Source organism: Paraburkholderia sp. EG287B (genome assembly GCF_040965595.1).
Lineage (GTDB): Bacteria > Pseudomonadota > Gammaproteobacteria > Burkholderiales > Burkholderiaceae > Paraburkholderia.
On record NZ_JBFRCG010000004.1, the window covers coordinates 149402 to 161732 of the forward strand.

A 12331-nucleotide genomic window follows, 5' to 3' on the forward strand; every position below is an offset into this window, starting at 1 on the left:
TGTGGCCACCCTTTCTGCTTCGATTAGCGGCGACCGTTCGAATGTCTCCCGCTACATGACCGCCCCCAGATGCCAGGGCACGAATTCGTTCTGGCCGTAGCCGTGCAGCTCGCTCTTCGTGCGCTGCCCGGAGGCCGTCGCGAGCATCAACTCGAAGATTGCGGCGCCGGCCTCGTCCACGCTTTGCTCACCGTCCAGAATGCGGCCGCAGTTCAGGTCGATGTCCTCTTCCTGGCGTCGCCACAGCGCGCTGTTGGTGCCGAGCTTGAGCGACGGCGAAGGCGCGCAGCCGTAGGCCGAGCCGCGGCCCGTCGTGAAGCAGATCAGGTTGGCGCCGCCCGCCACCTGGCCGGTGGCGGACACCGGGTCGTAGCCCGGCGTATCCATGAACACGAGCCCCTGCGCACGCACGGGCTGCGCATACTCGTAGGTTTCGACGAGCCGCGTCGTGCCGCCTTTCGCGACCGCGCCGAGCGACTTCTCGAGAATGGTCGTGAGGCCGCCCGCCTTGTTGCCGGCAGAGGGGTTGTTGTTCATGTTGGCTTCCATGCGCGCGCAATACGCTTCCCACCAGCGAATGCGCGCCACCAGCTTTTCGCCCACTTCGCGCGATACCGCGCGCCGCGTGAGCAGATGCTCGGCGCCGTAGATTTCGGGCGTTTCGGAGAGGATCGCCGTGCCGCCGTGTGTGACGAGCCGGTCCACGGCCGCGCCGAGCGCCGGGTTCGCGGAAATGCCGGAGTAGCCGTCCGAGCCGCCGCACTGCAAGCCGACCATGAGGTGACGCGCATCGACCGGCTCGCGCGTCACGCGGTTCGCATCGGCCAGCAGCGCGCGCACCTGTTCGATGCCCGCTGCCACCGTGCGCGCGGTGCCGCCCGTCTGCTGGATCGTCATGGTCGAGAGGCGCGTGCCGCGCTCGAGCTGTTCGGCTTCCACGAGGCCGTCGATCTGGTTCGTCTCGCAGCCGAGTCCTACGATCAGCACGGCATAAAAATTGGCGTGCCGCGCATAACCCGCGAGCGTGCGGCGCAACACCGTGATCGGCTCGCCCTCGGCCGCCAGCGCACAGCCTTCGCCGTGCGTGAGCGCCACCACGCCATCCACGTTGGGGAACGCTTCCAGCGCTTCCGGGTGGATGTCGCGGCGAAAGTGATCGGCGATCGCGCGCGCGACCGTGGCCGAGCAGTTCACGGATGTGAGGATCCCTATGTAGTTGCGCGTCGCAATACGGCCATCCGCGCGCCGAATGCCGAGAAACGTGGCAGGCTGTGCAGCGGCGGGCGTGTCGTGCGCGTCCACGCCGAAGGCGTAGTCGCGCTCGAAATCGCCCATCGAGAGATTCTGCGTATGCACGTGTTCGCCGCAGCGGATCGGCCGGCTCGCAAAGCCGATGATCTGCCCGTAGCGTCGCACCGGTTCGCCTGGCTCGATATCGCGCAGCGCGACCTTGTGGCCAGGCGGAATCATGCCCGCAACCGTATGGTCGCCATAGAGTGTCGAGCCGGGCATCAACTGCCCGCGCGCGATGGCAACGTCATCGCGCCGATCGAGGAGAATGAGCGCGGACGAAAGCGAGGCGGGGTCGAGAAGTGTCATAGCCGGTCTCCGTAGGCAGCGCCGCGCACGCCAACGTAAAGCGAGTACAGCGACGTGCTGGCTGCAATGAAAAGGCGATTGCGATTCGGGCCGCCGAACACGAGATTCGCCACCGTCTCCGGCACGAGAATCTTGCCGAGCAGCGTGCCATCGGGCGCATAGCAGTGAATGCCGTCGCCCGCGCTCGTCCATAGGTTGCCATGCTCGTCCACGCGCATGCCGTCGGGCACACCCGGCGCAACCTCCGCGAATATCCGGCCGTTGTGCAACCCGCCTTGCGCGTCGACATCGAATACGCGGATGTGATGCGGGCCGTTCTCGATATGCGACGCACCGGAGTCGGCCACATAGAGCCGCATTTCATCGGGCGAGAAGGCGAGCCCGTTGGGCTTCATGAAGTCGTCGGCCACGCGCTGCACCACGCCCGTAGCGGGCGCCACGCGATACACATGACATGCGCCGATCTCGCTCGGCGCGCGAAAGCCTTCGTAGTCGCCGAGAATGCCGTAGTCGGGGTCGGTGAACCAGACCGAGCCGTCCGAATGCACGATTGCGTCGTTGGGCGAATTCAACCGATGCCCTTCGTAGCGGTCGGCAATGACGGTGATGCGCCCGTCGTGCTCCGTGCGCGTGACGCGGCGCGTGCCGTGCTCGCAGGTCACGAGCCGGCATTCGCGGTCGAGCGTGTTGCCGTTGCTGAAATTCGAGTTCGCGCGGAACACGCCCGTGCCGATGCCGGGCACCCAGCGCATCATCCGGTTGTTGGGAATGTCGCTCCAGACAAGAAAGTCGCCGGCGGGGAACCACACCGGTCCTTCCGCCCACATGCAGCCGTCCGCGAGCTTTTCGAACTGCGCGTTGGGCTGCAGCAGCATGCGAAAGCGCGCATCGTGGATTTCGTATTCGTGGGGATTCATCGTTCCGGCCTCGTACCGTCAGGGTCAGGTCACGGCGATGCGCGTGACCGATCGCTCACTGCCGCGCCGGGTTATTAAATACTAGTTGAATAGGCCTGTGAAGATTTTCTTCAAGCGCCTGGAATGTGGTTTACCCGTGTTTACCCGCGAGCCTGGATAGCAATCAGGTTTTGTCGAACACCTGGTCCAGGTCGTAGACGAGCAGGAACACGCAGCCCGTGTCGCTATGAAATCCTGCATCGACAGTGCCCCGTTCGGCGACGCCCGCGTATCCCGCAGTGAGCCTCCTGCCGTTTTGCACGGCCTCGCCTTCGAGTACGTAGATGAACTCGGGGCCCGTATGGCGGTGATCGGGGAACGTTGCCCCTGCAGCGAACCGGACTAGTTGCATCGCGCGGCCGTTCGCCTTGCCGAGGTTCTTGACCTCCACGCCGTGTGCGAAGCGGGAGGGCACCCATGGCAGGCTCGCTGAATCGATGCCTGAGAAGCCGGGCGCGAGTGGCGGGTCGTTTGCCATGACGGTGCCCTTGTGTGCGCGGGTGCGCGTTATTGCGCCTTCGCGTCGGCAGCGGCAAGCATGGCGTCGGCAATGCGAGACTCGCCACTCGATTTGAGCGCTTCGCCCGCGCCGCGAATATCGCGCTCTTCCTTGTTCTGGCTGAGCTTGCTCTTGCCGACCAGACGCGTGATCTCGATCTCCACGCCGACGATCGCCTTGACGAGCGTGTCCGTGTAGTCCTTCGGCGCGTCGGCCATCTTCCACGGCTTGGGCTGCGTGGCTTCGTGCGTGCGCGTCAGGCGGCCAATCACGCCGCGCACGTAGCGCTCGTCGTCGAGAATCCTGACGCGCCCGTGTGCATGGACCACGACGTAATTCCAGGTCGGCACCTGCTTGTGCGCCTCGTGCTTGCTCGGATACCAGTTCGGCGAAATATACGCGTCGCCCGCGCGGAAGATCACGAGCACGTCGTCGCCGTTCGCCACGTCCTGCCAAACCGGGTTGGCGCGCGCGACGTGCGCGCGCAGAACGCCCAACTCGCCCTCGCCCGCTGCGAGCTCGAAGGGAATGTGATTGGCGTCGAGCCCGCTCTTTCCCCGCGTGACCAACGTGCCGAACGGATGTTGGGCGATGCAGTCGTGCAGGACGTCCTTGCGGTTTTCGGCGAAATGGGCTGGTACGTACATGCGTTTGTCCCTGCTCGTAAGGTGATGGGTTAGCGCGGCCGATGCCGCCACAGACCCGAGTCTGCCGCAAAAGTGGTTTATTCTATAGATCCAGTTTATTTATATTCCAGTGAACCAGAATCATGCCAAGAACCGCGCAGGCCGCCGAGATGCCATCGTTCGGCACGCTGGACCGGGAGGCCGGCAATCTCAGCCGCCAGGTGGCCGAGGCGCTGCGCGAAGCGGTGCGCAAAGGCGATCTGCGGGCCGCCGATGCGCTGCCGTCCACGCGCGCGCTCGCCGCTTCGCTCCAGGTGGCGCGCGGCACGGTGGTCGAGGCCTACGAACAGCTCATAGCTGAAGGCTTTCTTGAATCGAAGGCCGGAGCCGGTACCCGCGTGGCGCTCGCGCTGGCGGAGCCTCCCCCCGCCCGCGAGCCCCGCGCGGCTTCAGCGCAGGCGGCACAAGCCGTGCTGCCGGAACGCGCCGAAGCGTTCGCCACGATCGGACGCGAGTTCAAGCCGCTTCCTCCAGTGCCGTTTGCCATCTCGGTGCCAACGGGCATGACCGCGCCCGGCGACGTCTGGCGCCGGCTCGGCAACCGCCTGCGCGCGCGGGGCCCCGCCTCGCCGACCGGCTATGCCGACCCGCAAGGCGCCCTGGCGCTGCGCGAAGCGATTGCCGATTATGTGCGCAAGTCCCGCTCGGTGCGCTGCGAAGCGGATCAGGTGATCGTGACGAGCGGCACGCAGCAAGGGCTCTTTCTCGCAAGCCAGGTGCTGCTGGGGCCGCGCGACCAGGCATGGGTCGAGAACCCGGCCTACCGGGGCGTCACCGCCATCCTCGAAAGCCTGCCCTACCGCGACGCCATGGTGCGCGTGCCCGTGGACGCCGAAGGTCTCGACGTCGAGGCCGGCATTCGCCTGGCGCCGAAGGCGCGCGCGGCGTTCGTCACGCCTTCGCATCAGTACCCGCTCGGCATGCCGCTGAGCATGGCGCGGCGCGCGGCGTTGCTCGCGTGGGCGCGCTCGGCGCATGCCTGGGTTGTCGAAGACGACTACGACAGCGAACTGCGCTACGAGGGCTATCCGTTTCCGGCGCTGCAGGGCCTCGCGCCGGATCGCGTGGTGTATCTCGGCACCTTCAGCAAGATCCTGTTTCCCTCGCTGCGGCTGGGCTATGTCGTCGTGCCGCCCAATCTCGTGGATGCGTTCTGCGGCGCGCGCGTGCTCATGGACCGCCATCCGCCGACGGCCGATCAACATGTGCTCGCCGCCTTCATGACCGAGGGGCACCTGGAGCGACACGTCCGCAAGGTGCGCAACGTCTACGCAGAGCAGCGGCTCGGCCTGATCGAAACGCTCGAAGCGCTTTTGCCCCGTGAGCTGGCGTGGATCGAGCCCGGCGATCAGGGCATGCATCTCGTGCTCTGGCTCGCGGCAAGGCTCGACGATCGCCGGATCGTGCGGCTAGCAGCGGACGAAGGAATCGCGGTTCGCCCAGCGTCGCCCATGTTCGCCGCGGGCACCGAGCGGCCAGGGCTCATCCTCGGCTTTGGCGGCTTTAGCAGCGCGCAAATGAAAGAGGCCGCGCGTCGCCTCGCTGCTGTGATTGCCGTGGCGGAGAAATGAAGCGAGGCTAAACGCTTCGGGCTACTGGATATCGTTGCGACTTGCTCAATTCGACAGCGAGAAAGTCGACGAACGCCCGAATGCGCGTGGAAAGCTGGTGCCGCTGCGCATACACGGCGTAGATGTCCGCGCCGGGCGTTTCATACTCGGGCAGCACGACCACGAGCCGCCCGTCAGCCAGATACTCGTTGATGTCCCATTCCGCGCGCATCAAGATGCCGTGCCCGTCCAGCGCCCACTTCACGGCAATCTCGCCGTCGTTGGTCGTGAGATTGCCATTGATCCGGACTGCTTCCGATTTGCGCGTACTGCCGCGCTCGTGCGAAAGCCGCCACACGCCATAGGCTTCGTCGCCCTGGCGAATGCTGATGCAGTTGTGTCTGGCGAGGTCGTGCGGCGTGGCGGGCGTGCCCCGGCTCGCGAGATAGGCGGGCGAAGCGCACAGCAAACGCCGGTTCGCCGCGAGACGCCGCGCGATCACGCGCGTATCGGGCGGCTCGCCAAAGCGGATGCAGACGTCGTATGAATCTTCCGTGAGCGGCGGCGGCATGACCGAAAGCTGAAGCTGCACGGAAACCTGCGGATACTGCGCGACGAAACGCGAAAGCGCCGGCCCGATATGGCTGCGCCCAAAGCCGAGCGTCGCGTTCACGCGCAACAACCCCTTGGGATGCTTCTTCGAGCCGCCCAGCAGCTCGCCCAGCTCGTCGATCTCGTCGAGAATGCGGCGCGCGTGCTCCAGGTACACCTCGCCTTCGGGCGTCAGCATCATGCGGCGGGTCGTGCGGTTCACGAGCGGCACCCCGGCGCGCTCCTCCATTTGCGCGAGCCGCTTGCTCACGGCGGCGGGCGTGAGGCCCAGTTCGCGCGCGGCGGCGCTCAGGCTGCCCGAGGACGCGAGCGTCGAGAAAAAGCCCAGATCGGCGGGTAGAACGGTGTCGGTCACGGTCGCCACTTGTGAATTCAAGTTAAGGATGCTTTGAGTCTAGCACCGGTTTTTGAACCGGGAGTTCGATAAAGTGAACCCACACTGGCCTCACTTCACAGGAACGAGACATGAAGACCTATCGCATCGCAACCATTCCCGGCGACGGCATCGGCAAGGAAGTCGTGCCCGCGGGCAAGGAGGTGCTGGAAGCGCTTGCGAAAACCACCCAGGGCTTCGCGTTCGAATTCGAAAACTTCGACTGGGGCGCCGACTACTACCGCCAGCATGGCGTGATGATGCCGGCCGACGGGCTCGACGCCATCCGCAACAAGGACGCCATTCTGTTCGGCTCCGCGGGCGACCCCGACGTGCCCGACCACATCACGCTCTGGGGCCTGCGCCTGAAGATCTGCCAGGGCCTCGATCAGTACGCGAACGTGCGCCCCACGCGCATCCTGCCCGGCATCGACGCGCCTTTGAAACGCTGCAAGCCCGAAGACCTGAACTGGGTGATCGTGCGCGAGAACTCCGAAGGCGAGTATTCGGGCGTGGGCGGGCGCGTGCACCAGGGTCATCCGCTCGAAGCCGCGACCGATGTCTCGATCCTCACGCGCGCCGGCGTCGAACGCATCCTGCGCTTTGCGTTCTGCCTCGCGCAGTCGCGCCCCCGCAAGCTGCTCACGGTCATCACCAAGAGCAACGCGCAACGCCACGCCATGGTGATGTGGGACGAGATCGCGCAGCAGGTTGCGAAGGAGTTCCCGGACGTGAAGTGGGACAAGGAACTGGTGGACGCCGCCACGGCGCGCATGGTCAACCGCCCCGCTTCGCTCGATACGATCGTCGCGACCAATCTGCACGCGGATATTCTCAGCGACCTCGCCGCCGCGCTCGCGGGCAGTCTGGGCATCGCGCCGACCGGCAACATCGACCCCGAGCGGCGTTATCCGTCGATGTTCGAGCCGATCCACGGGTCGGCCTTCGACATCATGGGCAAGGGGCTCGCCAATCCCATCGGCACGTTCTGGTCGGTCGTGATGCTGCTCGAGCACCTCGGCGAGACCGAAGCCGCCGCTCATGTGATGCAGGCCATCGAGACCGTGACCGCCAACCCCGCGCTGCACACCGGCGACCTGGGCGGCAAGGCGACCACGGCGCAGGTCACGGCCGCAGTGTGCGAACTCGTCGAGAAGGCGGCTGTCGCTGCCTGAGCGCTAGCGCCGGTAAAAGCAGACACGGGGGCGTGACACAAAAAAACCCGCGCGCCCCCGCCAAAACCCTCCAGGGAGGAGACACGTGAATTCGGATACCGAAGCAATCGTCACGCGCAAGCTCATGTGGCGCATCATCCCATTCGTCATGCTGCTCTATTTCGTGAGCTTTCTCGACCGGGTCAACGTGGGCTTCGCGGCAATGACGATGAACAAGGCGATCGGCCTTTCGCCCACGGCGTTCGGCCTGGGCGGCGGCCTGTTCTTCATCGGCTACTTTCTGTTCGAAGTGCCTTCGAACCTCATCTTGCACCGCGTGGGCGCGCGCATCTGGATCGCGCGCGTCATGGTCACGTGGGGCATTGTCTCGGCGGCGTCCGCCTTCGTGACCGGCCCCACCAGTTTCTATGCGCTGCGCTTTTTGCTCGGCGTGGCGGAAGCGGGCTTTTTCCCCGGCATCATTCTCTACCTGAGCCTCTGGTTCCCGACGAAGCAACGCGCGGCAGCCGCGGCGTGGTTCATGGCGGCCGCGCCGATTTCGACGGCGCTCGGCTCGCCGATTTCCGGCGCGCTCATGCAATTGCCGACCCTGTTCGGGCTCGCCAACTGGCAGCTGCTTTACGTGATCGAAGCGGTTCCGGCCGTGCTGCTAGGCTTCGTGGTCCTGAAAGTTCTCACCGATGTGCCCTCGAAAGCGCAGTGGCTCAAACCGCAAGAGCGCGACTGGCTCATGGCGAAGCTCGCCGATGAAGCAAGGGCGCGCGAAGGGCACGCCGGCCATACGGCGGGTGCGCTGAGCGCCCTGCGCGACCCGCGCGTGCTGGCGCTCGCCCTGATCTATTTCGGCACCTCGGCCGGCCTGTACACGCTGGGCCTGTGGGCGCCGCTCATCATCCGGCAATATGGCTTCAGCTCGCTCGAAACCGGGCTGCTGAACGCGATTCCGAGCATCGTGGCGGTCGTCGCCATGATTCTTTGGGCGCGGCACTCCGACCGCACGACAGAGCGCACCTGGCACGTCGTGATTCCCTGCGTGCTCGCATGTGTGGGCTTCATCTTCGCGGGGCAGGCCAGCACCGCCCTGATGATCGTGCTGGCGCTCGTGGTGGTCAACATCGGTATCAGTGCCGCGAAGGCGCCGCTCTGGGCGATGCCCAGCATGTTTCTCTCCGGCGCGGGGGCGGCAGCGGGCATCGCCATGATCAATTCGATCGGCAATCTCGGCGGGTTCGTGGGGCCCGCCGTGATCGGATGGCTGAAGACCCGGACCGGGAGCTATGCCGCGGGCCTGTATGTGGTTGGCGCGACGCTCGCGCTTTCCGCGGTCGTCACGTTGATGCTGAGCCGCAAGGCGAGCCAACCGGTGATGGCGCAGGTGAGGCACGATCACTGAAGGGGCGGGCTTGCGCGGCTTCGGCCGGGTGCGTCAGGCCTTGCCCGCTAATCGCACCGCCACCACGCAGGCGGCCAGCGAGATCAGCGAGACGATCAGCACGGTCCATTCCACCGGCACGTAGCTTTCGCGCAGGGCCCAAAGCGCCGCGCCCGCGATCGGGGCAATGCCTTTGGCGATATTCGCGGGCATCGACAGCAGGCCGCTCACCGCGCCATAGCGAGCCCGGCCCGTATTGCCGATTCTGGCGCACGTCGAGTGCGCTTGCACTATGTGCGCTAGCGCACGGAGCAGGCCGCGCGGAGTCCCTATGCTCGCCGGGTGCCCGAGAGACCCGGCGCGAGCCCTCACGTTCGTTTCGCCAAACGGTATCGCCAGTGCGTAGCCAAGCCATCCAATATGCCTTGCTTCTCGCCTGCGGGTGCCCGCCAGTCATCGATGCGCACGCAGCCGATGCAATTGGCATAGTCAAGACGATCAAAGGCTCGGTGCATGTCGAGCGTGCGAGTCAGCCGGTCGGCGTCGCGGTCGGCAGCGAGGTGTTCGCGAGCGACCGCGTCCTGACCGGCCCCGCGTCTTCGGTCGGCATCACGCTGCGCGACAACACGCTGCTGACCGAGGGCGCCAACTCCGTTCTCGATCTCAACAAGTTCGCATTCAACACCACCACTTACGACGGCGCGCTCGACGTGAGCATCAAGCGCGGCTCGCTCGCCGTGGTCGACGGCAAGCTCGCAAAGGCCAATCCGGAAGCCGTGCGCTACAGCACGCCCACCACCACACTCGGCGTACGCGGCACGGAGTTCATCATCGAGGTGGGAGGAAGCGGGGAGACCGATCATTGAAGACGACGAACCGCGCACACCGGCTGCCGCGATACATGGCACTCACGCTGTGCGTGTGCCTCTGCGCGTGCAGCACGCCCGACAAGATCACGCTGCTGCCCAATCCGGACGGCAGCGTCGGCAACGTGATCGTGCATAGCGGCAGCAAGACGCAAGTCATCGACAAGGCCTACACGCGCGCCGATGTCTCGAAGGGCGGCGCGATCGAGCAGACCGCCGGCAACAAGGCCGCCGTGGAGACCCAGTACGGCGACCTGCTGGCCGCCGAGCCGCCCAGGCCCCGAACATTCACGATCAACTTCGTATTCGACTCCGCCACGCAGCTTGCGCCCGAGTCCACGGCCACTGTCGCCGAGTTGAAAAAGGTCTTGGCGAGCTGGCCCGCGCCTCACCTCACGGTGGTCGGCCACACCGATATGGCGGGCTCCCAGGAATTCAACGACCGGCTTTCCATGCGCCGGGCGCAAAGCGTGGCGTCGTTTCTGGTCAAGTCCGGCATACCCGCGCAGCAGATCGAGGTTGCAGGCCGAGGCAAGCGCGAGCCGCTCGTCCATACCGCGGACGGCGTGCCCAACCAGGCAAACCGGCGCGCAGTCATCACCGTTCAGTAATCCGTATCGATACGCGTCACTCTTCAGCGATCCCATGCCACCATGAAACGCTACCGCAACTCATGCATCGCCTTTCTCAGGCGCATGATGCGGGCGCGCAAAGGCCGCCCCTGGGCGCTCGCGGTGCTCTTGACGCTTCTGTTCATCAACCTGTGCAGCGAATGGCCCGGCGACGTTGCGCGGCCAGCCTTGCTCGACACGCTCGACACCGTGTTGCCCGACACCTTCGGCTCGGCACGCCAGCTTCTTTTCGACCACTACCAGCGTCGCTTTCCACGCGTGCCGACCACGCAGCCGGTGACTATCGTCGAGATCGACGACAAGACGCTCGAATCCTTCGGCCAATGGCCCTGGCCGCGCAACCGCCTCGCCGGGCTGGTCGATGCGATCGAGGCGAACAGACCGCTGGCGATCGGCCTCGACATCTACATGCCCGAGCCCGACCAGACATCGCCTGGCAACGTGGCCGACAACCTGCCCGCCTCGGAGACCGCCCTCGCCACGCAACTGCGCGCGCTGCCCAGCCATGAGCGCATTCTCGCGACCGCGCTGCGCGCATCGCCTTCGATCCTCGGCGCGGCGGCCTTCGACTACGCGACCTCCACGACGCGCACCGACATCCTGAGCGCCCCCGTGCTCGTGCACGGCCCGGACGCCCTCGCGAACGTGCACCGCTTCAATTACGTGCTCGCGAGCCTCCCCGAGCTGCAGGGCGCCGCCCACGGCCAGGCGATGCTCAACGTTGCGCAGGAACAGGGCACGGTGCGGCGCATTCCGCTCGTGCTGGGTCTTGGCGACAAACTCGTGCCGAGCCTGCCCATCGAAATGCTGCGCGTGGCCACCGGTTCGCCAGCTATCGAGGTGTTCGCGGGCCCATCCGGCGTGCGCGCCGTCGGCGTGGCGGACGTGCGGGTGCCCACGCAGCCCGACGGCGATATCTGGCTGCATTTCGCCTCGATTGCGCGTACGCAGCAGCGTTATGTTTCCGCACGCGATGTGTTGCAGGGCAAGGTCGATGCGAGCCGTATCCGCAACAAGCTGGTTCTCGTCGGCCTCACCGGAACGGGCCTCACCGACATGCGCACAACGGCGTTAGGCGAACTGGTGCCCGGCATCGAGATTCAGGCGCAGGTCATCGAAACGATTTTCGAGGGCAGATTCCTGCAGCGCCCGGACTGGCTGATCTGGTGTGAGACGGTTTTCATCCTCGCGCTCGGCCTGTTCTTCATCTGGTATGTGCCGCGCAACGATTCGCGGCTTGCCGTCTTCATGCGCGCAGTGCCGAAGGCCTCCGCGATCATCGGCCTTACGCTTAACTTGTTGACGCTTTCGATTTGCTTCCTCGTATTCCGTTATTTCGGCTTCCTCGTCGATGCCGCATCGATCTTCATCATTCTTTCCGCGGTCATGGGCAGCTTCTTCACCATCTCCCTCATGGAGCCGGAAGCGCACAACGCATCCACCTCCGCCAAGACGCCCGGTTCGAGCGCGACGACCAACACTTAACGATTGCTTCGGTTGCCTGCATGGCTTCGACCTGGCAACCTCGGTGCTACATTACGATCCTGATTGCCCGACAACAGGACGTCATCCAAGGCACGGAGCGCGAATGACCCCATCGGAACGGATTGACCAGCTAATCGCGGAACTCACCGACTGGCGCCGCGAAACCTTCGTCGCGATGCGCGAGGCCATTCTCGGGGCCGACCCGGAGATCATCGAGGAATGGAAATACATGGGCAGCCCCGTGTGGTATCGCGACGGCATGATCGCCGTGGGCAACGCGCACAAGGGCAAGGTGAAGCTCACGTTCCTGTACGGCGCGAGCCTGCCCGACCCGCAGCAGCTGTTCAACGCCGGGCTCGACGGCAACGCGCGACGCGCCATCGACTGGCTCGAGGGCGACAAGGTCGACAAACGCGCGCTCACCGCGCTCATTCGCGCGGCGATCGAATTCAACCAGGGCAACGCGAAGAAAAAGGCGCCTGCCAAACCGCGCGCCCGCAAAACGGCCTGATGCGAGCGCGAGGCG

13 protein-coding genes are annotated in these 12331 nt (G+C 65.5%); 7 read left to right on the top strand and 6 right to left on the bottom strand.

Annotation, left to right across the window (positions count from 1 at the left end; translation table 11 throughout):
- Window positions 1-51: 51 nt before the first annotated feature.
- The 4 genes from AB4Y40_RS08230 to AB4Y40_RS08245 form a co-directional block, all read right to left on the bottom strand.
- Window positions 52-1599 carry a UxaA family hydrolase gene (locus AB4Y40_RS08230; protein ID WP_368687251.1) on the bottom strand — a complete coding sequence of 516 codons (1548 nt, stop codon included), beginning with the start codon at window positions 1597-1599 and terminating at the stop codon, window positions 52-54.
- Window positions 1596-2516 (bottom strand): SMP-30/gluconolactonase/LRE family protein, encoded by a 921-nt coding sequence (locus AB4Y40_RS08235; RefSeq protein ID WP_368687252.1) that lies wholly within the window; start codon window positions 2514-2516, stop codon window positions 1596-1598. The genes AB4Y40_RS08230 and AB4Y40_RS08235 overlap by 4 nt, the downstream gene beginning before the upstream one ends.
- A 163-nt stretch (window positions 2517-2679) precedes the next feature.
- Window positions 2680-3033, bottom strand: a complete 354-nt coding sequence (locus tag AB4Y40_RS08240) for a cupin domain-containing protein (RefSeq protein WP_368687253.1) — start codon at window positions 3031-3033, stop codon at window positions 2680-2682.
- A 29-nt stretch (window positions 3034-3062) separates the two neighbouring features.
- Complete coding sequence (locus AB4Y40_RS08245; protein WP_368687254.1) at window positions 3063-3701, bottom strand: FMN-binding negative transcriptional regulator; 639 nt, start codon at window positions 3699-3701, stop codon at window positions 3063-3065.
- Between the two features lie 122 nt (window positions 3702-3823).
- Here AB4Y40_RS08245 and AB4Y40_RS08250 point away from each other — a divergent pair, with 122 nt between their 5' ends.
- On the top strand, window positions 3824-5311 hold the full coding sequence (locus AB4Y40_RS08250) for a PLP-dependent aminotransferase family protein (protein WP_368687255.1): 1488 nt from the start codon (window positions 3824-3826) through the stop codon (window positions 5309-5311).
- A gap of 7 nt (window positions 5312-5318) precedes the next feature.
- Here the strand turns inward: AB4Y40_RS08250 and AB4Y40_RS08255 are convergent, their stop codons facing one another.
- The gene (locus AB4Y40_RS08255; RefSeq protein ID WP_368687478.1) at window positions 5319-6257 is read right to left on the bottom strand and encodes a LysR family transcriptional regulator; all 939 of its coding nucleotides are present in this window, start codon (window positions 6255-6257) and stop codon (window positions 5319-5321) included.
- A 110-nt stretch (window positions 6258-6367) separates the two neighbouring features.
- Between AB4Y40_RS08255 and AB4Y40_RS08260 the strand changes: the two genes are divergently transcribed.
- Window positions 6368-7450 carry a tartrate dehydrogenase gene (locus tag AB4Y40_RS08260; RefSeq protein WP_368687256.1) on the top strand — a complete coding sequence of 361 codons (1083 nt, stop codon included), beginning with the start codon at window positions 6368-6370 and terminating at the stop codon, window positions 7448-7450.
- Window positions 7451-7535: 85 nt separating this feature from the next.
- Window positions 7536-8843, top strand: coding sequence for an MFS transporter (locus tag AB4Y40_RS08265; protein WP_368687257.1), 1308 nt, complete (start codon window positions 7536-7538; stop codon window positions 8841-8843).
- 33 nt (window positions 8844-8876) lie between these two features.
- On the opposite strand, the gene AB4Y40_RS08270 is transcribed toward AB4Y40_RS08265, so the two are convergent.
- Entirely contained in the window at window positions 8877-9053 is a 177-nt protein-coding gene (locus AB4Y40_RS08270; protein WP_368687258.1) for a hypothetical protein, read from the bottom strand.
- A gap of 278 nt (window positions 9054-9331) precedes the next feature.
- On the opposite strand from AB4Y40_RS08270, the gene AB4Y40_RS08275 reads away from it, so the two are divergent.
- The 4 genes from AB4Y40_RS08275 (at window position 9332) to AB4Y40_RS08290 (ending at window position 12316) form a co-directional block, all read left to right on the top strand.
- Window positions 9332-9688 (top strand): FecR domain-containing protein, encoded by a 357-nt coding sequence (locus tag AB4Y40_RS08275; RefSeq protein ID WP_368687259.1) that lies wholly within the window; start codon window positions 9332-9334, stop codon window positions 9686-9688.
- Window positions 9685-10299, top strand: a complete 615-nt coding sequence (locus AB4Y40_RS08280; protein ID WP_368687260.1) for an OmpA family protein — start codon at window positions 9685-9687, stop codon at window positions 10297-10299. The genes AB4Y40_RS08275 and AB4Y40_RS08280 overlap by 4 nt, the downstream gene beginning before the upstream one ends.
- 42 nt (window positions 10300-10341) lie before the next feature.
- Window positions 10342-11805 carry a CHASE2 domain-containing protein gene (locus tag AB4Y40_RS08285; protein WP_368687261.1) on the top strand — a complete coding sequence of 488 codons (1464 nt, stop codon included), beginning with the start codon at window positions 10342-10344 and terminating at the stop codon, window positions 11803-11805.
- A 103-nt stretch (window positions 11806-11908) separates the two neighbouring features.
- Complete coding sequence (locus AB4Y40_RS08290; RefSeq protein ID WP_368687262.1) at window positions 11909-12316, top strand: DUF1801 domain-containing protein; 408 nt, start codon at window positions 11909-11911, stop codon at window positions 12314-12316.
- Window positions 12317-12331 lie beyond the last annotated feature (15 nt).